This window comes from Cupriavidus sp. UBA2010 (assembly GCF_002335265.1).
GTDB classification, from domain to species: Bacteria; Pseudomonadota; Gammaproteobacteria; order Burkholderiales; family Burkholderiaceae; genus Cupriavidus; species Cupriavidus metallidurans.
Map to the genome: position 1 here is coordinate 22,493 of NZ_DDCI01000035.1, position 20,180 is coordinate 42,672.

Sequence of the window (20,180 nt, forward strand, 5' to 3'; positions counted from 1 at the left end):
TTCATTCCCTGTTCCCCGCGACGTTGATCAGGCGGGCCGTCTGCGCGTAGATGTGACGCTTGTAGCTGTCGTTGAAAGGGCCAGCCGCTTGCGCGCGACCGAGGTCGTAGGTACGCGTGTCCGTCCAGCCGTTCGTCGTGCGCGAGGTACGGGCCAGCACGCCGATCCGGACGGCGGTCACGTTCTTCCAGTTGGTCAGTGGCGTGCTCCAGTCGTAAGTCGTCACTGTCGTGCACTGCGCGGCATTGTTGCTACCGGGGTCTGCCACGTAGCAGTCGGGCGCGCCGTTGTTATCCAGATCGACCCCGTAGATCAGATGCATGTCCTGGATGCCGACGGCCACCGACTGGATCTGGAATGCGCCGTTACTTAGCTCGGCCATTTTCAGCGTCGGCACGCCGTCTCCGCTGCCGCTGCACTGGTCGCATCCGGCAAGGTAATAGATGCGGACCGTCGCCTGGCGCAGCTCAGACGGCACGGTGTTGTCGCAGGTCTTGGTGCGCAAGGTGAACTGCGCGGCGCTGGCGCCGAAGACCATCTGCGACGTGTCGCTCGCGCAATAGGACGCCTGCAGATACGGTGTGCCGGTTACCGCGGCGCTGACCGGCGTGGTCGACACGCGCCGAACCACCAGGATCTCGGAGCTTGCCAGCAGATTCGACAGGCACGGCGCGACGGTGCCGGGCGCGAAGCCCTGCACGCCAAGCGGCATCGTGACAGGCGACCCCGAGAAGCCGAGCGCGCTGGGATCGGTGGCGCAGACATCAGGGCTCGAAACCTGCGCCTTGGTGGAGAGGTTGGTCGGGCCGAAGAAACCCGCAAGCTCGAGCTCGCGGGTCATCGTGTCGAGCACGTACCGGCCGTTCTCCATCTGGTCCGCGCTGTTGGCGAACTCGTTGCGTGTCGTGCTGGTATTGAGAAAGAGCGCCGAAAGTGCGGTCAGGATGATCAGGGTGAGCGTGATGGCCACCATCAGCTCGACCAGCGAGAAACCGCGTTGCCGGCCCCTCAGGCGCAGCGCGGCTGCATGATGCGCCCGCGTCATGACAGGACTCCGATGCGGACCGTTACGCTGATGGCGCGGCGGTTCGCGTCGTTGCCGAACGAGCCCGCACCGCATGGCAACGAGGAGGTCACGGTTTGCGCCAGCCCCTGCCATGCCACCGTGACGCGGTAGATCTGGTTGGTGGCATCGATCGATTCGATACAGCCAAGCGCGCCGATCATGGCGCCGACCGCCGTGCCGCTGCTGCTGCTCTCGGCGCTACCCTGCAGCGCGGTGTTCCATGCGGCGAGATCGGCCGTGGCCGTGCCCAGTTGGGCATTGCTCACGCCCGTGCACACCGGTGGCGCGACGGTGGCGTTGCCCATCACGGTCATGGTGCTGCCGCTGGCATAGCAGGGGGCAGCCTGACGATTGGCGTTAATGCGCGCCACCATGTCTTTCAGCAGCGTGAGTGCCTGCGCGCGCTGGTAAGACTCCATCTCGGTCTGTCCCGAGCGCGCAATCAGCCCGGCCGTGCCGAGCAGCGCGATCAGCAGGATCACGACGGAGACCAGCACCTCGATCATGGTGGCGCCACGCTGTGATGCCAGGCCGATTCCCGGGCGCTGGCGGCGCGGCCTTTGTGTGCGGTGCATGCGATTCATCATGTGCAAGTTCCGTTCACGGTGGTCACGCGCCCGGTGCCGCCCAACTGGACGCAGAGAGTCGTGGCGCTGGTCGCATTGGTGGATGGCGCCACCTGGAATGTCTGGGTGCCAGCAATGGGGCGGCCATCATTGCCGATGGCCAGCGAGCTTCCGCTGCTTGCGGTAATGGTGATGCCGTCGTACGGGCCATAGCCGCGAATCCGGGCGGTGCCGGCCGCCACGGCCCAGCCACCGGTCCATGACCCGCCGGTGCCGGATGCCGTCATCGTCGTGGTGGCACTGCGATTGACGGCTTCGCTGCGCGTCAGGGTCAAGGCGGAGGCCAGGTCGGCAGCGGCGTTACGGGTGCGTTGCGACGAGATCAACTGGCTCATGGACGGCGCGGCCATGGAGACGACGATCACCAGCACGATGACGGTGACCATCAGCTCGATCAACGTGAAGCCGGCCGCGCGCTGCGTCGCCGGCAAGGTTGGCGAGAGGTTCGGCATGGCCTATTTCCAGCAGGAGGTGGGTGCCACGCCGGCGGCCGTCTTGTCGCCGGTATTGTTCAGCGTCAGCACGCCGCAGTCGGTGTCCAGGGCAAGCTGGGTATTGATCGGGGTAGCGGTGAAAACGTAGGCCGGAGGCGCGGCCGTCACGGTGAGAGTGACCTGATAGTTGGGCGAGATCGAACCAGGCAAGGCAGCGAGGCCAAGCGCGGAAAGGGTCGTGGCGTAGGCGCGATTGTCGACCAGGTAGCGTTCCTGCAGGCTCGCGGCCTCGAGGACGAATGCCTCGGCCGCGGCGCGGTTGCCCCTGACGACGTAACGTTGGTAGCTGGGAAACGCGATGGCGGCGAGGATGCCGATAATGGCGACCGTGATCATGACTTCGATCAGCGTGAAGCCACGCGACGACCCGCGCGTGCGCGCGTCCTCCCCAGTGAACCCGATATCCCGAAACAGTCCGCGTGTACGCACGTGACCATGTTGCACCGTGGGGCAGGGTTGTCCCATGTGTGCTCCTTTTTCTATATATGTTCGGCTGACCCGGTGCCGATAAATTTCTGTCGGCGAGTGTATGACTCGTCATGGGAAGGGTCAACCGTTTCTAGGATTCTTCCTATGTCTGTGGTGGAAACACCATCGACAGCAAGGACCTTGGTCGCGCGAAGAACCAAGCCAGTCTTAAGCCAGCGTTAAGACAAGCACTACGAGTCGATCGACCCGTATCTCTGCTAACCTGGTTGAGTTAAAAACGCACCGCCTTCCACCGATGTGGATGCAAGCCGCATCGGCTACAATCCACCGTCATGACACGTGCGACCGCGAGCATCCCGCTCCGGGGCGCGCTGCTGCTGATCATCGTATTGGCGCAGTTGCTGACCCCGCTCCTGCACGGCCATATCGGTACTCCCAACCAGACTGGCCTGCACGTGCATACGTCGCCGTCCAGATCAGTCGATTCTCATTCGCGTTTCGAGGATTTGAGCAGGCATGGCGACCACCATCACCACGCCTTTGGCTCTCATCGCGAGCCCTTCGAGGTCGATGTCGAAACCGCCATCGGGCCGCTTTCCTTTTCCCTGTTGCTCCAGGCCGCTGCCGTGCTTGGCGCGTCTGTTCTGACGTTTGTCCTGCTGGCCGCGCTCGCGGTCTACGTCACGCCGCGCCGTGCCTGGCGGCCAGCATCACCGCGTGGCCGATGGTCCAGTCGTGTTGGATGGCCACCACCAGCCCAAGCTCCCCCCATCTTCTCCTGATGTCACCGGCCGGCAGTCCGCCGGCATGTTCGCGCGCGCCCTGATTCGAGAGCGGGCCCGCGCGGGTTTCGCATTCTGGAGTCATGTATGGTCTTTTCCCGGTTCCCCAGGATCGGCGCGGCTATCGCGTCGGCCGTGTTTCTTGTCGGGCAGTCGTTTGCCCAGTCCACCAACCCGCCGGCGATGCAGCCGGTGCCACTGTCCGCCGACCAGGCGCGGGCGCTGGGCGTGCGGTTCAGTCCTGTCCAGGCGTCGGCAAACCTGGAGGTTGGCACGCACGCGCGGGTCGTTTTCCGGCCCGACGCCCAGTACGTCGTGGCAGCGCCCTACGCGGGGATCGTGCCGCGCGTGATCGTGGCGGTCGGTCAGACCGTGCGGCGTGGGGAGGCTCTGGCGACGTTCGCCAGTCCGCAGCTTTTCGAAGCCAGCCGCGCGCTGACGGAAGCCAACTCGCAGGTCAACCTCGCCCAGAAATCGCTGGCCCGTGACAAGCTGCTGTTCGACGACGGCATCATCGCGAACAGCCGTCTGCAGGCCACCGAGGCCCGCGCGACCGAGGCGGCGGCGATGGTCAAGGCACGGCGTGCCGAGCTGGCCTCGGCGGGCATCGCTTTCACGGGCGCGGGCGGCGAGGCGCAACTGGTAGCCAATCGTTCCGGCGTGGTGTCCGAGGTCAATGCTGTTCCCGGCGCGCGCGTGGACGCCGCCGCGCCGCTGTTCCGGATCGTCGATCCCGACGCGGTGGAACTGGACCTGCTGGTTGGCCGCGACATTCCCGTGCCGTCGCTGGGCGATACCGTGGACATCAAGCCGCGCGGCGCCAGCGGCAAGGTGATCGGTATTGCGCCGACAGGCGATGGCACCGCCGGCGTGCGCGTGCGGGCGTCGCTGGAGCGGCGCGGCAACCTTCGCGCGGGCGAGAACATCAACGTCACGCTGGTGCTGCGCGGCGCCACGGATGGGTCCGGCGCGCCCGGCCGCGTGCGGATTCCGGCCGCTGCGCTGGTGTACTGGCAGGGGGTGCCCGGCGTATTCCTGGCCACTGACAAGGGCTTTACGTTCCACCGCGTCGAGATCGACAGCACCGACGACGCCACTGCCGTCGTCCGGACCAGGCTACCTGTCGGCGCTCGCGTGGCGGTCACCGGCATTGGGGCGCTCAAGGGCATCCTGACGGGAGACCAGTGATGGTAGGCCGTCTGATTGATTTTTCCCTGCGGCAGCGCCCGCTGGTGCTGATCGCCGCCTGCGTGCTGGCGGCGGCCGGGGCGTGGGCCTATCTGAACCTGCCTATCGACGCGTTTCCTGATATCTCGCCCACGCAGGTCAAGGTGGTGCTGAAGGTGCCGGGCATGACGCCCGAGGAGGTAGAGCAGCGCGTCTCCACGCCGATCGAGCAGGAGTTGTTGGGCATTCCGCACAAGACGATCGTCCGCTCGGTGTCGAAGTACGGCATCAGCGATGTCACGGTCGACTTCGAGGAAGGGGTGGACGTCTACTGGGCACGCCAGCAGGTGTCGGAGCGCATGGCAGGTATCGCGCGCGATTTGCCGTCATCGGCAGTCGGGGGGCTCGCGCCCGTCACCACGCCGCTGGGCGAGATGTTCATGTTCACCGTCGATGGCGATGGCTACAGCCTGGCGGACCGGCGGCGCGTGCTCGACTGGGTGATCCGCCCCGCGCTGCGTACTGTGCCGGGCGTGGCCGATGTCAACTCGCTCGGTGGCGAGGTCCGCAGCTACGAAGTGATTCCCGATCCCGCGCGGCTGCGCGCCCGGGGCGTGACGCTGCAACAGCTGCGCGACGCGCTCGACACCAATAACCGCAACGACGGCGCGGGCCGGCTGGAGCAGGGCGACGAGCACTGGGTCGTGCGGGTGGAAGGCGGGGTGCGTGGTGTCGACGATCTGCGCACGATCGTGGTCGAGTCCGGGCAGGGCATGGCGGATGCTGCGGCGGTGACCGTCGGAGATGTCGCCACGGTCAAGCTCGGTGAAGCCACGCGTAACGGCGCGGTGACGCAGGACGGGCGCGGCGAAGTGGTCGAGGGCCTCGTGCTCGGCCTGCGCGGTACCGATGCCCGCAAGCTGGTGGATGCCGTGCAGGCGCGACTCGATGCGCTGGCGCCCGACTTGCCCAAGGGTATGACGACCCACGTGTTCTACAACCGTGGCGAGCTGGTATCGCGTGCGGCCAACACGGTGGTGCGCGCGTTGATCGAAGCCAGCGTGCTGGTGGTGCTGCTGCTGTACCTGTTTCTCGGAGGCGTGCGCGCTGCGCTGGTGGTGGCGGCCACGCTGCCACTGTCGATCCTGGCGACCTTCCTGCTGATGCGCTACGTCGGGCTCACCGCCAACCTGATGAGCCTGGGTGGCCTGGCCATCGCGCTGGGCATGCTGGTGGACGCTGCCGTGGTGGTGGTGGAGAACATCGAGACGGCGCTGGCTCGCGAGGAGAAGCATGGAGCGCGTAGTGATCTGCGCGGCGCCGCTATCCGGCACGCCGTGACATCGGTGGCGACGCCGATGCTGGCCGGGGTGTCGATCATCGCCATCGTGTTCCTGCCATTGCTGTCGCTGCAGGGGCTGGAAGGCAAGCTGTTCTCGCCGGTGGCGCTGACCATCGTGCTGGCGCTGGCGTCGTCGATCGTGATTGCCTTCACGGTGGTGCCGGCGCTGGCGTCGCTGGTGCTGAAGGCCCACGCGGACGAGATGCCGTGGATGATGCGCAAGGTGGCTGCGGGGTTTGCGCGGCTGCAGCAGTGGTGTTTTGCGCATCGCCGCGCCGTATTCGGGGTGGCCGGCGCGGCGTTGTTGCTGGCGGTCGGGCTGTATGTGTCCGTTGGCAAGACGTTTATGCCGAGCATGGATGAGGGCGACCTGATCGTGCAGTTGCAGAAGGCGCCATCCGTATCGCTGGCGGCATCGCTCGAGCTGGATCAGCGTGTCCAGCGGGCGCTGCTCAAGGAAGTGCCTGAAATCCGCTCGGTGGTGGCGCGTACCGGGTCGGACGATCTGGGACTGGACCCGATGGGGCTGAACGAGACCGACACTTTCCTGGTGCTCAAGCCGAAGGACGAGTGGCGCGGAACCAAGGACGATATCGCGGAATCGATCCGCAAGGTGATGGAGCGCTTCCCGGGCGTGGTCTACGGTTTCACGCAGCCAATCGAGATGCGCGTCTCCGAGATGCTGACCGGCACGCGGGGCGATGTGGCCATCAAGATATTCGGCAACGACCTTGCGTCCATCGACAACGCCGCTACCGCCATCGCCGCAACGGTACGCAAGATCAACGGCGTGGCCGAGGTGATCGCACCGAGCAACAGCGGCGTGCAGTACATGAACGTAGTGATCGACAGGGCCGCGGCCGGGCAGGCCGGATTCAGCGGCGACGCATTGCAGGCGCAACTGCGCGCGTTGGTGGAAGGCGACCGCATCGGCGTGGTGCCGGAAGGCATCGTCCGCACGCCCCTGATCCTGCGCGGCGGGCCGGGGCTGCGGCAGGTGCCGGATGCCTTCACGGGTCTGCTGGTGACGGCGCCCGATGGCAAGGTATGGCCACTGACGTCGCTCGCGCGTATCGACCGCATCGACGGACCGGTCCGCATCAACCATGAGGACGGGGCGCGCTTTGCCGTGGTCCAGGTCAACGTGAGTGGGCGCGATCTGGCTGGCTTCGTGCAGGAAGCGCAAACCGCGGTGAATCAGCTTGCGTCGCTCAAGGGTCTGCGCATCGTATGGGGTGGCCAGTTCGAGAACCAGCAACGCGCGGCGGCCCGTCTCGCGCTGGTGGTGCCGCTGGCGCTGGGCGCGATCTTCCTGCTGCTGATGCTGACGTTCCGGTCGGTGCGTCAGGCGGTGCTGATCATCGCCAATATTCCGTTCGCGCTGGTCGGTGGCATTGCCGCATTGCGGATCTCGGGCGAGTACCTGTCCGTGCCGGCGTCGGTGGGCTTTATCGCGCTGCTCGGCATCGCGGTGCTCAACGGCGTGGTGCTGGTGTCGCACTTCAATGCGTTGCTGGACGAAGGGCACGATATGGCCACCACCGTGCGCGTCGGCGTGCGCGATCGCTTGCGGCCCGTGTTGATGACCGCGTGCATTGCGGCACTCGGCATGATTCCGCTGCTGCTGGCCTCCGGCCCGGGTTCTGAAATCCAGCGGCCGCTGGCGATTGTCGTGTCCGGCGGACTGGTGACATCCACCGCGCTGACGCTGCTCCTGCTGCCGCTGTTGTTCGAACGTTTCGGCGTGCCTGGCCTTCGTCCGTCTGCCAAGGGAGAGATGCAATGAAGCCGGCAATGCGAAACATCACGTTGGCGATGATAGGAGCCGCGTTGCTCTCGAATGGTGCCGTCTTCGCGCAGGACGCGCAGTCGTACCTGCCTGCAGAGGCGGCAGTGCGCGAGGCCGTTGCGCGAGCGCCTGACGTGCTCACGGCTGAAGCGCGGCGGGATGCCACGACGGCACGCGCCGCAGGCACGCGCGCGGGCACGGCGGAAACGGTTGTCCGGGTGATCGGCCAGGGCCGGCAGGTACGCGAGCCCTCAGAGCGCTATCCCGAAGGCCAGATTGCAATCGAGCGTCCGCTGCGTCTCTGGGGCAAGGCGGAGGCCGACGGCGCCCTGGCCGATCTCGCGACCGAGGCCGGCAACCTCTCGGTCAAGGACGCCAAGCACGAAACATCGCGTCAGATCCTGAGCCTCTGGATCGCCGCAATTCGGGCTGGGCAGGCCCGCGTGGCCGCCGAGGACAATGCGCGCGCGGCGGCGGACCTCGCAGCCATGACGACGCGGCGCGTGCAGGTGGGTGACGCCGCGCGTCTCGACGCGGAACTGGCAGCGGCAGAACTGGCGCGCACACGTGCAACGGTGGCCACCGCCCAGGCCACCGAGTCGGCATCGCTCGCCGAGTTGCGCGCGCGTTTCCCGATGCTGGGTCAACCGGCGCCGGCACCCGTTCGCATCGCGCTGCCGCAGCCTCCGCAGGAGCCGGCCGAGCAGTTACGCGGCATCTACGTGCAGGACAGCCATGAATACCTGCTGGCGATGGCGGAAGAAGCCCATGCATTGCAGCAGGCCAAACGATCGGATCTGGACCGCAAGCCGGACCCGACCGTCGGCATGTTCGTCACGGTGGAACGCGGCGGCGCAGAGCGGATTCTCGGGGTCAGCGTGTCGATGCCGCTTGGCTCGGCGTATCGCCGCTCTAACGCAGTGGCGGCTGCGGCGGATGCCGAGGCGGCCGCGCGGAAGCGGCTGGGTGTCGAGCAACGCCTGGGTGCGGAGTTCGACGTCTTGTACCGGAACCTGTCCGGCAAGCGCGCGGCGGCAGCGGCCCAGACCGAGGCTGCGACGCTGCAACGGACGGCGTCGGATCGCGCAACGCGCGCGTATCGCGCCGGCGAATCTGGCTTGCAGGAGCTGATCGTCGTGCGTCGAAACCTGGCCGACGCCATGCTGGCGGAGCGCCTGGCCACTGTCGACGTGCTCGAGTCGGATACCCGTCTGAAGCTCGATCTCCATCGCATGTGGGACTTTGACGACTGAGCGGTAACGCCCCGGCAGACGCTGCAAGTCTGCCGGGTACCCGTTAACAATCTATATTTTTATAGACTATAATTCCCGCAATTGATGCCCGGCCCGGCCCGTACCGGGGCCTATATCGGCGCATACCGGCACCGGCCCATGAACCAGACCCATTCCTCCATCGACCTCGTCAGCCTGCAAAGTGCAGCCGCGGACGCCTGCGCGCTGCTCAAGGTGCTGGCCAATCCTGACCGCCTGCTGCTGATGTGCCAGCTTTCACAGGGCGAACTGTCGGTGGGCGAACTGGAGGCGCGGCTCGGCATTCACCAGCCCACGTTGTCCCAACAGCTTGCCGTGCTGCGTGAAAACGGTCTGGTAGCCACGCGCCGCGAGGGCAAGAACATCATCTATGCCGTGGCCAGCGAGCAGGCACTCGCTGTCATGGCCGTGCTGTACGAACAGTTCTGCGCGAATTCCTGAGGAGCGAACATGCTGCTGATCGATCTTGGCAATTTCACCCCGGGCCTGTCCCTGGCCGGGGGCATCGTCATTGGCGTGGCTGCAGCCGTGCTGGTGCTGTTCAATGGGCGGATCGCGGGCATCAGCGGCATCCTGGGCGGGCTGCTGAGCCTGCCGCGCCGCGACATGACGTGGCGGGTGGCCTTCCTGATAGGGCTGATCGGCGCCCCGGTACTTGCCGCGCTGTTCGGGATGCCGGCCAAGGCCGATATCCAGGCAAGCTGGGGCGAGGTGCTCGTCGCGGGCTTTCTGGTCGGGATCGGCACGCGCTACGCGGGCGGATGCACGAGTGGCCACGGCGTCTGCGGCATCTCGCGTGGGTCCATCCGTTCGCTGGTGGCCACGCTGACCTTCATGGCGGCAGGCTTTCTGACCGTTTTCGTCACCCATCACCTGATCGGAGCCTGATATGAGCGCCATCACCGCACTGCTTGCGGGCCTGCTGTTCGGCATCGGCCTGATGGTTTCCGGCATGGCCAATCCGGTCAAGGTGCTGGGTTTTCTCGACCTGGCGGGGCGTTGGGACCCCTCGCTCGCTTTCGTGATGGTCGGCGCCATTGCGATTGGCTCGGTGGCGTTCCTGCTGGCCAAGCGCCGCCAGCACTCGCTGCTCGGGTTGCCCATGCAGCTGCCGACGAATACGGTCATCACGCCGAGGCTCGTCATCGGCAGCGCGCTGTTCGGTATCGGTTGGGGCACGGCGGGCTTCTGCCCGGGCCCCGCGCTGGTGGCGTTGGGCGCAGGCTATCCGAAGGCCATCGGCTTCGTGCTGGCCATGGCGGCCGGGATGCTGGTCTTCGAAGTGCTGGAACGCAGCAAGGCGCGCGTCGCGCGCGCCTGATCAGGCTTCCGCGCTCCGCGGCGGGAATCGCAGCACGAAACGGGTCTTTCCGTTCGCCGACTGGACCGAGATGCCGCCGCCGTGCGCGGTCATGATCGCGCGCGTGATGGAGAGCCCGAGCCCGACGCTGTCCGACTCGGGCCGCCGCCTCGACTTGTCACCGCGGAAGAACCGATCGAACAGCGAAGGCAACAACTCGGCCGGAATCTCGGGCCCATCGTTCTCCACCGCCACCACCACGCTGGCGCCTTCCGCGTGCGCCTCGACAACCACCGCGCCGGCCTGCGGTGTGTGGCGCAGCGCGTTGGAGAGCAGATTGCTCAGCGCGCGCCGCAGCATCAGGCGGTCGCCCTCGACGATGCCGTCGCCCTGCAGGCGCAGTGCCACCTGTTTGTCCTCGGCCAGCGCCTCATAGAACTCGAACAGCGCCCCCGCTTCCTGCGCGATGGAAATGGTTTCCTTGTGCGGCAGGTCGAGCCCGTGTTCCATCTTGGCCAGATACAGCATGTCCGAAACCATTCGCGACAGCCGTTGCAGCTCTTCCGCGTTGGAGGCCAGGATTTCCCGATACTTCTCGGCGTCCCTGGGTTGTGACAAGGCCACCTGCGTCTGCGTCATCAGATTCGTCAGCGGCGTGCGCAGTTCGTGCGCGAGATCGGACGAGAATTCGGACAGGCGGCGGAAATCATCTTGCAGGCGTTCCAGCATCGCATTGAGGTTGGCGGCGAGATTGGCCACTTCCTCGGGAACGGCTTCCACCGGCATCCGTTCATGGAGCTTGTCTCCCGTGACGACCTTTGCCCGCGTGGCCATGGCGCGTAACGGCGCCAGACCCCGGCGCGCGGCCCACCAGCCGAAAATGCCGCTGGCCAGCACAGCCAGCGCGACATACGAGACCAGCGATCGGCGGAAGGCGTGGACGAAATGCTCGTGGATCTCCGTGTCCATCCCCAGCAGCACGTCGGTACGCTCTCCCGCCGCGTTCACCGTGGCACGCATGCCGCGATAGGTCTTGCCGTCCTGCGTCCATTGGAAGATGTCGTCATCGCCGACATGCTTGCGCGATGCCTCATTCGACGTCTTCAGCGCTGCAGCAAAGTCGAAATCCGGCGTGGCGTAGTGCACCTGACCGTTGGCACCGCGCGTATAGACCAGGAGTCCGCTGTGATGCTGGTAGGCGTCCGCCAGGCGCGTGGGCAGCGTGCTACCGGTGTTGTCGGCGATGGTCTTCTCGACCAGGCGCATGTTGTCGCGCAGCAGCGCGTAGTCCTCCACCGCGAAGTGCCGGTCCATGGCCGTGAAGATCAGCACGCCAAGCCCCAGCAGCACGCAGGCCGAGGTCAGCGAGAACAGCGCGGTCAGCCGCGTGGTCAACGAATAGCCGCGCATCAGGCCAGATCCTCGGGCGCTTCCAGCACGTATCCCATGCCACGCACGGTCTGGATCAGCTTGTCGTCGAAGTCGTCGTCGATCTTCGCGCGCAGGCGGCGGATCGCCACGTCGATCACATTGCTGTCGCTGTCGAAGTTCATGTCCCAGACCTGCGAGGCGATCAGCGAACGCGGCAGTACCTCGCCACGGCGGCGGGCCAGTAGTTCCAGCAGCGCGAACTCCTTGCCAGTCAGCACGATCCTGCGCCCGGCGCGCGTGGCTCTGCGTCGGGCCAGATCCAGCACGAGATCGGCGATCTGAATACGATCGACCGGTGCCTGCGCGGCACCCCGGCGCAACAGCGTGCGCACGCGGGCCAGCAGTTCGGAGAACGCGAACGGCTTGACGAGGTAGTCGTCCGCGCCGAGTTCCAGCCCTTTCACGCGGTCGGCGACGCTGTCACGCGCCGTCAGGAACAGCACCGGCACGGGATTGCCGGCGGCCCGGATGTTCTGCAGGATGCGCCAGCCATCGATATCGGGCAGCATCACATCGAGGATCAGCAGGTCGTAGGACTCGTTCAGCGCCATGTGCTGGCCGTCCTGCCCGTTATGCACGAGGTCCACGATGAAGCCGGCCTCGGTCAGGCCCTGCCTCAGGTATTCGCCAGTCTTGGTTTCGTCCTCGACCACCAGGAGCTTCATACGTGTCCTCGTCAAACCAATGCACCCGGGCCCCGTGCCCGGAAAACGCCGCAAGTGTACGCCGCGGTCCGAACATGACGCGGACATTACCGGAATGTAATTTTTGGGTCATTAGGTGGTTACCGCGCCCTGACTACTCTGTGCTCGCTGCGCCATTTTGCTGGCGCGATTTCACGATGAGAAGGAATTGACAGCATGCGAGCCAACGTTCCGGCCGATCTGATTTTGCCTGTGCGGGCGGGGTTGTCCCGGCGTCGCTTCGTCCAGGGTCTTGCCGCCGGGGGTGTGCTCGGCGCGCTCGGGGGATTGTCGTCCGGAGGCTGGGCCAGTTCCGGGGGCGGGCAGGCTGCAACGGGCAATGGCACCGCCCCGGTCCTGCGTGGCACGGAGTTCGATCTCGTGATCGGCGAGTCGGCGGTCAACTTCACGGGCAAGCCCGGCATGGCCACCACCATCAACGGCATGCTTCCCGGCCCCACGTTGCGCTGGCGCAAGGGCGACACGGTGACGATCCGCGTCACCAATCGCCTGAACGAGCCCACCTCGATTCACTGGCACGGCATCATCCTGCCGTATCAGATGGACGGCGTGCCCGGTATCAGCTTCCCGGGCATTCCGCCCGGCGAGACGTTCACCTACCGCTTCAAGGTGGATCAGACCGGCAGCTATTGGTACCACTCGCACTCGGGCTTCCAGGAGATGACCGGCGTCTACGGCAGCCTGATTATCGACGGCGACGAAGATCCAGTGCGTGCCGACCGCGACTACGCGGTGCTGCTGTCCGACTGGACGGACGAGGATCCGATGCGGGTCATGTCCAAGCTCAAGATCCAGAGCGACTACTACAACTACAACCAGCCCACCGTAGTGGACTTCTTCCGCGACGTCTCCAACGACGGGCTTGGCGCCGCGCTGGAGAAGCGAAAGATGTGGAACCAGATGCGGATGAGCCCGACCGATCTGGCCGACCTGTCGGGCGCCACGCTGACGTACCTGATGAATGGCGTCACCCCTGCCGGCAACTGGACGGGGCTGTTCCGTCCCGGCGAGCGCGTGCGCCTGCGCTTCGTCAACGGCGCAGGCAACACGTTCTACGACGTGCGCATTCCGGACCTGAAGCTCAAGGTGATACAGGTCGACGGCCAGAACATCGAGCCCGTGACGGTCGACGAATTCCGCTTCGGCCCGGGGGAAACCTGCGACGTGCTGGTGGAACCGTCCGACGACGCGCACACGATCTTCGCCCAGTCGATGGACCGCACCGGCTTCGCGCGCGGCACGCTGGCCGTGCGCGAGGGCCTGCAGCCGCCGGTACCGGCGCTCGACAAGGCGGAGTGGCTCACCATGGGTGACATGATGGGCAGCATGAACCACGGAGCGATGGATCATGGCGCGATGAACCACGGCGCGATGCCCATGGATCATAGCCAGCACGATATGTCCGGCATGTCCGGCATGGCTGGGATGAGTGGCATGTCACATGGCGACTCGCTCAAGTTACCCAGCACGCGGGCACGTCATGCGCGCACCGAGTACGGTCCGAGCACCGACATGCGCGTGGACATGGCGCGCACCAACCTCGATGACCCAGGTATCGGGCTGCGCAACAACGGGCGCCGGGTGCTGACACTGGCGGACATGCATACGGTCGGTGGACCGATGGACCACCGTGGCCCGGGCCGCGAGGTGGAATTGCACCTGACCGGCAATATGGAGCGCTACACGTGGTCGTTCGACGGCGTGGAGTACGGCAAGTCGACCCCGGTGTTCTTCAAGCATGGCGAGCGCCTGCGGGTGATTCTCCACAACGACACGATGATGACCCACCCGATGCACATGCATGGCATGTGGAGCGAACTGGAGGCGCCCGACGGCACGTTCCAGGCCCGTCGTCATACGATTCCCGTGCAGCCCGCGCAACGCATCAGCTTCCTCGTGACCGCCGATGCACTCGGACGCTGGGCATGGCACTGCCACTTGATGATGCATATGGACATGGGCATGTTCCGTGAAGTGGTGGTGGCATGATGAAAGCACGCAACCCACTCACACTGACGCTGCTCGCGGCGGCGCTTCTCTCCGTCAGCATGGGCGCCGCATGGGCGCAGCATTCGCACGCGGACCACGCGTCGCACGCTGCCTCATCTGCCAACGTGGCCAGCGCGACCACTTCGGATTCGATGTCATCGATGCAGGGCATGGATGGCGGCGAGATCCAGACCATGGACAGCGGCGAAAGCGGCGACATTCAGACCATGGACGGCGGTAACGCCGGAAGCGCGCCGCCCGCCATGGATCATGGCGACATGAAGATGCAGGGAGGCAGTGCGCCGCCGGATGCGCGCGATCCGAATGCCTATTCGGGCGGCTACTTGCTCGGCGTCGGCAAGTACGCGCTGGGCGAGCATCGCCAGCTTCACATGGCCGACGAACACCTGTTTGCCTCGGTGCTGGTGGACCGCCTGGAGTGGACGCACGGCAACGGTAGCAATGCAACCTCGTACGAAGCCCAGGCATGGATCGGCAGCGCCTATAACAAACTTGTGATCAAGGCCGAAGGCGAAGCCGAGAAAGGCCGGGTGCATGAGGCCCGCACCGAGCTGTTGTGGGGCCATGCGATTTCCACGTTCTGGGATACGCAGGTCGGCTTGCGCAACGATGCCGGCTATGGCCGGCCCGCGCGGAACTGGCTGGCCTTCGGCGTGCAGGGTTTGGCGCCGTACTGGTTCGAGGTCGATGCCACGGCTTACGTCGGCAACGAGGGGCGTACCGCGCTGCGCCTGTCCGCCGAGTATGAGCTGCTGATTACTCAGCGGCTGATTCTCCAGCCGCGCATCGAAGCGAACCTGTACGGCAAGAATGACCCGGCGACCGGCACCGGCAGCGGGCTGTCGAACGGCGCGGTGGGATTGCGTCTGCGTTACGAGTTCAGTCGCCAGTTCGCGCCGTACATCGGCGTCGAGCGCTACCAGACGTTCGGCAATACCGCCGATATGGTTCGCACATCAGGCGGCCGTAGCGGCGAGACGCGTTTCGTTGCCGGCGTGCGTGCCTGGTTCTGATCGCGTCCGGCTCCAATCGTTTTACCCAGGGAGATCTCATGACTTATATCCACACCGCGGCCAAGGCGCTGATTGCCGCCGCCGCACTTCTGGCCAGTGCCGCCGCCCTCGCGCACCCCAAGCTTGTCAGCACCACACCTGCCGACAAGTCCGAAGGGCCCGCGCCCACGCGGATCGAACTGCTGTTCTCCGAGAACCTGGTCAAGCAGGTCTCCGGCGCGAATCTGGTCATGACGGGGATGCCCGGCATGGCCGATCATCCGCCGATGAAAATTGCGACCAGTGTGTCGGGGAGCGACGATCCCAAGGCGATGATCATCACGCCGAAGAGCCCGCTGGTACCGGGCACCTATCGCGTGGACTGGCGGGCGGTGTCATCGGACACCCATCCGGTCAACGGCAGCATCACCTTCACGACGAAGTAACGCGGGCAGGGCTATCCAATGGAGGTCGACTGGCTCAACGTGTGGGTGCGGTTCGCGCTCTATCTGGATCTGATGCTGCTGTTTGGCTTGCCGCTGTTTGCCCTGTATGCGCTGCGAAAGGACGAACGCGGAGCCGCCAGCGCCCGGTGCTATAGCGGCTACGCCACGATGGCCGCGCTCATCGGCCTGGTGCTTTCCGTCGTGGACATGGCCGTGGTTGCCAAGGCCATGACCGGAGTGGAAGGGTACGCCGATCGGGGGGGCGATACGGTGGCGATGATCGCGACCGAGACAGCCTTCGGTATCGCCTGCTTCATTCGCATGAGCGCGCTTCTCGGTGGACTGCTCGCGAGCTTCGCGCTCGCGCATCGGCCAACGCTGCGCTATCGGGTCCTCGTTGTCTGTGGCGCCATCGCGCTGGCAACGCTCGCATGGGGAGGCCACGGCGCGATGAACGAGGGGCTGTCCGGCGTCGCGCATCTGCTGGTCGATATTGCGCATCTGCTCGCGGGCGGCGCATGGATCGGCGCGCTGGCTGGATTCCTGATGCTGGCCCGGATGGGCGTTCTCGCAGTGCTGGATCGCGCCGCGCGCGGGTTTGCGGGTATCGGTACCGTGATCGTCGGGACGCTGGTGACGACCGGGGCAGTCAACTACTGGTTCATCGCCGGCATGCCGACGCTGGAGCGACTGACGTCGCCCTACGGCCGGATTCTGCTGGTCAAGCTGGCCCTATTCGCCGCGATGCTGGTGATGGCAGCGCTGAACCGGTATCGCCTGGGCCCGGCGCTGGCGACGGCATCGGACAGTGGCGCGGCCGTGCGGGCGCTGCGCAGGAGCTTCGTTATCGAAGCCCTGCTAGGCGTGGCGGTGCTGGCGATCGTGGCCGTGCTGGGTGTGCAATCGCCTGAGCCTTGATGGACCTCCGCCTCTGGTCGCGACGCTTTACTCGACCAGTTTTGCCCGCAGCCGCTTGAATTCGTCCTCGGAGATGGAGCCGGACGCTTTCAGGCGGTCGAGCTTTTCCAGTTCGTCAGCGACGCTGAAGCCGACCACCTGGCGAAGTTCGTTGCGTGCCTCCCGCGCACGTTCCTGATTACGCTCTGCCATGCCGCGACCCTGGGTGAGGATGTAGGCGAAGACGCCGATGTAGGGCAGCACGATCAGGAAGATCACCCACAGCACCTTGGCGAAGCCCGACACGTCATGACGCCGGAACAGATCGCCGGAAATGGTGATGAGCAACCAGAACCACAGGATGAAAAGGAAGATGGAAAAAACGTCGATGATGAAATTTCCAAATGAAAAACCTTCCTGAATAACCATTGATGTTCTCCATTGAAAAGAAAATGGTCCCGATAAGGGAAAAGGCGATTGGCTGATCCGATTCGTGCGGCAGAACAATGCGCGCCGGGCGCGATGCAGGTGGCCAGTGGCGCGTCAACCTCATTAGGTATAGCAGGCGTGACGACAAGTAATCACTTTCACCGTTATGAAAGTTTCTTGTCGGGATGATTCCTGATTTTGCAGAATGCGACGGATGCCATCCGCTTCAGGCCGACGTCGGCGAATGTCCGCGCGTTGCGGTCAGGCCCCTTGCCCGGGAGCACTTTTGATATATGCGTCCAGCCCGTTGGCCAGCGCGGCGAAGGTCACGGCGCAGCGTGCGTTGTCACGCAGGTCTTCATGCATGGCTACCCAGGTGTCCAGCGTGACCGAGAACTGCTCGGGCAACACCCTCACCAGTTGGGGATCCCGTGCCGCCAGCGCGGCCTGGCACACGCCAATGCCGAATCCCGCACGGATGGCGCCGAGTTGGGCCAGGTCGCTGTCGCTGCGAAACGCCAGGCTATCCCGCCAGAAAGGTTTGAACTTGCTCTGCAACCGGCGGATGAAGTCGTTTTCCTGATCGAAGCCGATGAGCGCATGGCGCGACAGCTCGCTCGTCGAGCCAGGCACGCCGTGCGCCTGCAGATAGCGGGTGTGCGCGTGCAAGCCAATTTCGATACCGCCGACATGCCGGGCGATCAAGGCCCCCTGGACCGGTCGGAACATGCGGATGGCGATGTCCGCCTCGCGGCGCAGCAGGTCGTCAGGCTGATTCGACAGGACGAGTTCGACCACCAGCTCCTGATGCGCGTCGCGCAAGGCCGTCAGGATCGGAGGCAGTACCTCGGCACCAATGACTTCGCTCGCGGTCAGCCGTACCGTGCCCCGGACGCCCGCGCCGTGGCTGCTTGCAACCCGGCGCAGCGCGGCGGCGGTGGCGGCGATGCTCGCCGCGTATGGCTTCAGTTCATGAGCGGCCTCGGTGGGGGCGAAGCCGTCGAACGAGCGCGTGAACAGCTTCAACCCCAGGGCCGACTCGAGGCTGTCGATATGTCGCCCGACAGTGGGCTGCGTGATGCCGAGGGCCCGGCCGGCGGCGGAGAGCGAGCCGACCTCCAGCACCTGCAAGAATGTCCGGTACCACTCCCAGCTCGGTTCGTTTCGCGTCATGGTATGCATTTTTAAATAGTTGCCAGTCGATTCTAGGCAATTTTCTTTCGATTGCGGGTGCGCCACACTGCGGTTTCGCGAATTGCTCGCTGCCTTCCCAATCCGTTACCGAAAGGAAATCCGATATGTCCAAAGTTGCCTTGTTTGGCGCGGCAGGCGCCATTGGCCGGAGCATCGCGGCCGCCCTGCGCAGCAGGGGTGAGCCCTATCGGGTGGTGGGCCGGCACGAGGCCAGCCTGCGCCAGGCCTTCGGCGATGACCCGCTGGCGGAGATCCTGACCTGGAATCCGGACTCGCCGGACGCGATTCAGGCGGCCGCCACGGGTGTGGAGACCTTGATCTATCTGGTCGGCGTGAACTACTGGCAGTTCGAGCTGCACCCCGCGCTGATGCGCAGGACGCTCGACGCCGCCGTGGCGGCCGGCGTGAAGCACATCATCCTGATCGGCACGGTGTACCCATATGGCAGGGCAAGGACGACACCCGTGCGCGAGGACCATCCGCGCGAACCCCACACCTTCAAGGGGCGTATGCGCAAGTCGCAGGAGGACCTGCTGATGCAGGCACATGCCGATGGACGCATCCGTGCCACCGTGCTGCGTTTGCCGGACTTCTATGGTCCCGGCGTCGAGAACAGCCTGCTGCATCGCGCGGTGCTGGCGGCTGCGAACGGCGGCACGGCCGACCTGATCGGGCCGATCGACACGCCGCATGAGTTCATCTTCGTGCCGGACGTGGGCCCGGTGGTAGCCCGGCTGGTTGATACCCCGGCTGCCTTCGGCAAGATCTGGCACCTCGCCGGGGCCGGCGTCACCACGCAGCGCGAACTGGTGGAAGAGATGGAGCGCCAGACCGGCCGTGCGATCAAACTGCGCGTGGTGGGCAAGACGATGCTGCGTCTGCTGGGGCTGTTCAATCCGCTGATGCGCGAACTGGTCGAGATGCAGTATCTGCAGACCGACCCCGTGATCATGGACGACTCGGCGTTGCAGGCGCTGATTGGTCCGATTCGAAAGACGTCTTATCAAGACGGCATTCGCCAGACGCTGGCTGCCGCCATGTGCGCCAATGCACGCTTGACGCCCGCTTCGGCCAGCTGAAACGTGCCCGACTTGGAGGTGCTGTCAACGCAACGCTCCCGGCGACAGTTATTGGGGACGAGCGAGAGCGATGCGCGCGGCGCCAGCGTCGCGCTGCAACGTACCTGATCGCCCACTCGGCTCAAGCGTTTTTCTTCTCGTCGTTTCACCCCGATACGGGAGCAGCCAATGAAGAATTTGCTGAAGTCGATGGCCGTTGCGGCCGCGCTGGGTTTGTCGCTCGGCGCCCAGGCCCAGGCACCCGCCGGCGCGCCAGCGGGCACCACGGGCCTCTGCAAGGACGGAAGCTACTACTCCGGCGCCAGCAAGAAGGGCGCTTGCGCAGGGCACAAGGGCGTCAAGGAGTGGTATGGCGGCACCGCCGCAGCATCCGCACCGGCCGCGATGTCGCCTGCCGCGGCACCCGCGCCCAAGGCCGCCGCCCCGGCGACAACAGCCGCACCTGCGGCCCCCGCCACTGCCACCGAGAAAAAGACCACCGCCGCCGCCCCGGGCGGAGGCCCTGGCCAGGTCTGGGTCAACTCGTCGACCAAGGTCTACCACTGCCCGTCCGATCGCTACTACGGCAAGACCAAGAGCGGCGCGTACATGTCAGAGGCCGACGCCAAGGCCAAGGGCTACAAGCCCGATCACGGCAAGGCCTGTTCCTGAGCGGGAACTGACGCGGGACCCAGGGCTCCGTGCCCAGACAGTCCAGAGGCATCCCGGGCAACCGGGACGCCTCTGGAGATG

21 protein-coding genes are annotated in these 20,180 nt (G+C 65.5%); 13 read left to right on the top strand and 8 right to left on the bottom strand.

The window, feature by feature from the left end:
- Window position 1 precedes the first annotated feature (1 nt).
- From B2246_RS26930 to B2246_RS26945, 4 genes are read right to left on the bottom strand one after another with little or no spacing between them, the layout of a single operon-like run.
- Window positions 2-1,045 carry a PilW family protein gene (locus B2246_RS26930; RefSeq protein WP_286882689.1) on the bottom strand — a complete coding sequence of 348 codons (1,044 nt, stop codon included), beginning with the start codon at window positions 1,043-1,045 and terminating at the stop codon, window positions 2-4.
- A complete protein-coding gene (gene pilV, locus B2246_RS26935) occupies window positions 1,042-1,653 on the bottom strand; it encodes a type IV pilus modification protein PilV (protein ID WP_008644015.1) in 612 nt (203 codons plus the stop codon). Before pilV ends, B2246_RS26930 begins: the two co-directional genes overlap by 4 nt.
- Entirely contained in the window at window positions 1,650-2,144 is a 495-nt protein-coding gene (locus B2246_RS26940; protein WP_008644016.1) for a pilus assembly FimT family protein, read from the bottom strand. Before B2246_RS26940 ends, pilV begins: the two co-directional genes overlap by 4 nt.
- Before the next feature lie 3 nt (window positions 2,145-2,147).
- Window positions 2,148-2,651, bottom strand: coding sequence for a type IV pilin protein (locus B2246_RS26945; RefSeq protein ID WP_286882688.1), 504 nt, complete (start codon window positions 2,649-2,651; stop codon window positions 2,148-2,150).
- A gap of 296 nt (window positions 2,652-2,947) precedes the next feature.
- On the opposite strand from B2246_RS26945, the gene B2246_RS26950 reads away from it, so the two are divergent.
- The 7 genes from B2246_RS26950 (at window position 2,948) to B2246_RS26980 (ending at window position 10,287) form a co-directional block, all read left to right on the top strand.
- Window positions 2,948-3,397 (top strand): hypothetical protein, encoded by a 450-nt coding sequence (locus B2246_RS26950; RefSeq protein ID WP_008644019.1) that lies wholly within the window; start codon window positions 2,948-2,950, stop codon window positions 3,395-3,397.
- An 87-nt stretch (window positions 3,398-3,484) separates the two neighbouring features.
- A complete protein-coding gene (locus tag B2246_RS26955) occupies window positions 3,485-4,585 on the top strand; it encodes an efflux RND transporter periplasmic adaptor subunit (RefSeq protein ID WP_286882687.1) in 1,101 nt (366 codons plus the stop codon).
- Entirely contained in the window at window positions 4,585-7,692 is a 3,108-nt protein-coding gene (locus B2246_RS26960) for an efflux RND transporter permease subunit (RefSeq protein WP_008644024.1), read from the top strand. The genes B2246_RS26955 and B2246_RS26960 overlap by 1 nt, the downstream gene beginning before the upstream one ends.
- Window positions 7,689-8,948: a TolC family protein gene (locus tag B2246_RS26965; RefSeq protein WP_035882802.1), complete on the top strand. Its 1,260-nt coding sequence runs from the start codon at window positions 7,689-7,691 to the stop codon at window positions 8,946-8,948. Before B2246_RS26960 ends, B2246_RS26965 begins: the two co-directional genes overlap by 4 nt.
- A gap of 138 nt (window positions 8,949-9,086) precedes the next feature.
- Window positions 9,087-9,407, top strand: a complete 321-nt coding sequence (locus B2246_RS26970; RefSeq protein ID WP_008647678.1) for an ArsR/SmtB family transcription factor — start codon at window positions 9,087-9,089, stop codon at window positions 9,405-9,407.
- 12 nt (window positions 9,408-9,419) lie between these two features.
- Entirely contained in the window at window positions 9,420-9,854 is a 435-nt protein-coding gene (locus tag B2246_RS26975; protein WP_286882702.1) for a YeeE/YedE family protein, read from the top strand.
- Window position 9,855: 1 nt separating this feature from the next.
- Window positions 9,856-10,287, top strand: coding sequence for a DUF6691 family protein (locus tag B2246_RS26980; RefSeq protein ID WP_286882686.1), 432 nt, complete (start codon window positions 9,856-9,858; stop codon window positions 10,285-10,287).
- Here B2246_RS26980 and B2246_RS26985 read toward each other — a convergent pair whose 3' ends face one another.
- On the bottom strand, window positions 10,288-11,676 hold the full coding sequence (locus B2246_RS26985; RefSeq protein WP_286882685.1) for a heavy metal sensor histidine kinase: 1,389 nt from the start codon (window positions 11,674-11,676) through the stop codon (window positions 10,288-10,290).
- The gene (locus tag B2246_RS26990; protein ID WP_008647673.1) at window positions 11,676-12,362 is read right to left on the bottom strand and encodes a heavy metal response regulator transcription factor; all 687 of its coding nucleotides are present in this window, start codon (window positions 12,360-12,362) and stop codon (window positions 11,676-11,678) included. The genes B2246_RS26985 and B2246_RS26990 overlap by 1 nt, the downstream gene beginning before the upstream one ends.
- Before the next feature lie 195 nt (window positions 12,363-12,557).
- Here B2246_RS26990 and B2246_RS26995 point away from each other — a divergent pair, with 195 nt between their 5' ends.
- Genes B2246_RS26995 through copD form a run of 4 tightly spaced genes read left to right on the top strand, consistent with a single transcriptional unit; the run spans window position 12,558 to window position 16,767 of the window.
- The gene (locus B2246_RS26995) at window positions 12,558-14,390 is read left to right on the top strand and encodes a copper resistance system multicopper oxidase (protein WP_286882684.1); all 1,833 of its coding nucleotides are present in this window, start codon (window positions 12,558-12,560) and stop codon (window positions 14,388-14,390) included.
- Window positions 14,387-15,424, top strand: a complete 1,038-nt coding sequence (locus tag B2246_RS27000; RefSeq protein ID WP_286882683.1) for a copper resistance protein B — start codon at window positions 14,387-14,389, stop codon at window positions 15,422-15,424. Before B2246_RS26995 ends, B2246_RS27000 begins: the two co-directional genes overlap by 4 nt.
- 38 nt (window positions 15,425-15,462) lie before the next feature.
- Window positions 15,463-15,849, top strand: coding sequence for a copper homeostasis periplasmic binding protein CopC (gene copC, locus B2246_RS27005; protein ID WP_286882682.1), 387 nt, complete (start codon window positions 15,463-15,465; stop codon window positions 15,847-15,849).
- Between the two features lie 18 nt (window positions 15,850-15,867).
- Complete coding sequence (gene copD, locus B2246_RS27010; protein WP_286882681.1) at window positions 15,868-16,767, top strand: copper homeostasis membrane protein CopD; 900 nt, start codon at window positions 15,868-15,870, stop codon at window positions 16,765-16,767.
- Between the two features lie 27 nt (window positions 16,768-16,794).
- Here the strand turns inward: copD and B2246_RS27015 are convergent, their stop codons facing one another.
- Window positions 16,795-17,175, bottom strand: a complete 381-nt coding sequence (locus tag B2246_RS27015; RefSeq protein ID WP_008647667.1) for an SHOCT domain-containing protein — start codon at window positions 17,173-17,175, stop codon at window positions 16,795-16,797.
- 261 nt (window positions 17,176-17,436) lie between these two features.
- On the bottom strand, window positions 17,437-18,348 hold the full coding sequence (locus tag B2246_RS27020; protein WP_286882680.1) for a LysR family transcriptional regulator: 912 nt from the start codon (window positions 18,346-18,348) through the stop codon (window positions 17,437-17,439).
- A gap of 125 nt (window positions 18,349-18,473) precedes the next feature.
- Here B2246_RS27020 and B2246_RS27025 point away from each other — a divergent pair, with 125 nt between their 5' ends.
- Window positions 18,474-19,448, top strand: coding sequence for an NAD-dependent epimerase/dehydratase family protein (locus B2246_RS27025; RefSeq protein ID WP_286882679.1), 975 nt, complete (start codon window positions 18,474-18,476; stop codon window positions 19,446-19,448).
- 168 nt (window positions 19,449-19,616) lie between these two features.
- Window positions 19,617-20,099 carry a DUF3761 domain-containing protein gene (locus B2246_RS27030; protein WP_286882678.1) on the top strand — a complete coding sequence of 161 codons (483 nt, stop codon included), beginning with the start codon at window positions 19,617-19,619 and terminating at the stop codon, window positions 20,097-20,099.
- Window positions 20,100-20,180 lie beyond the last annotated feature (81 nt).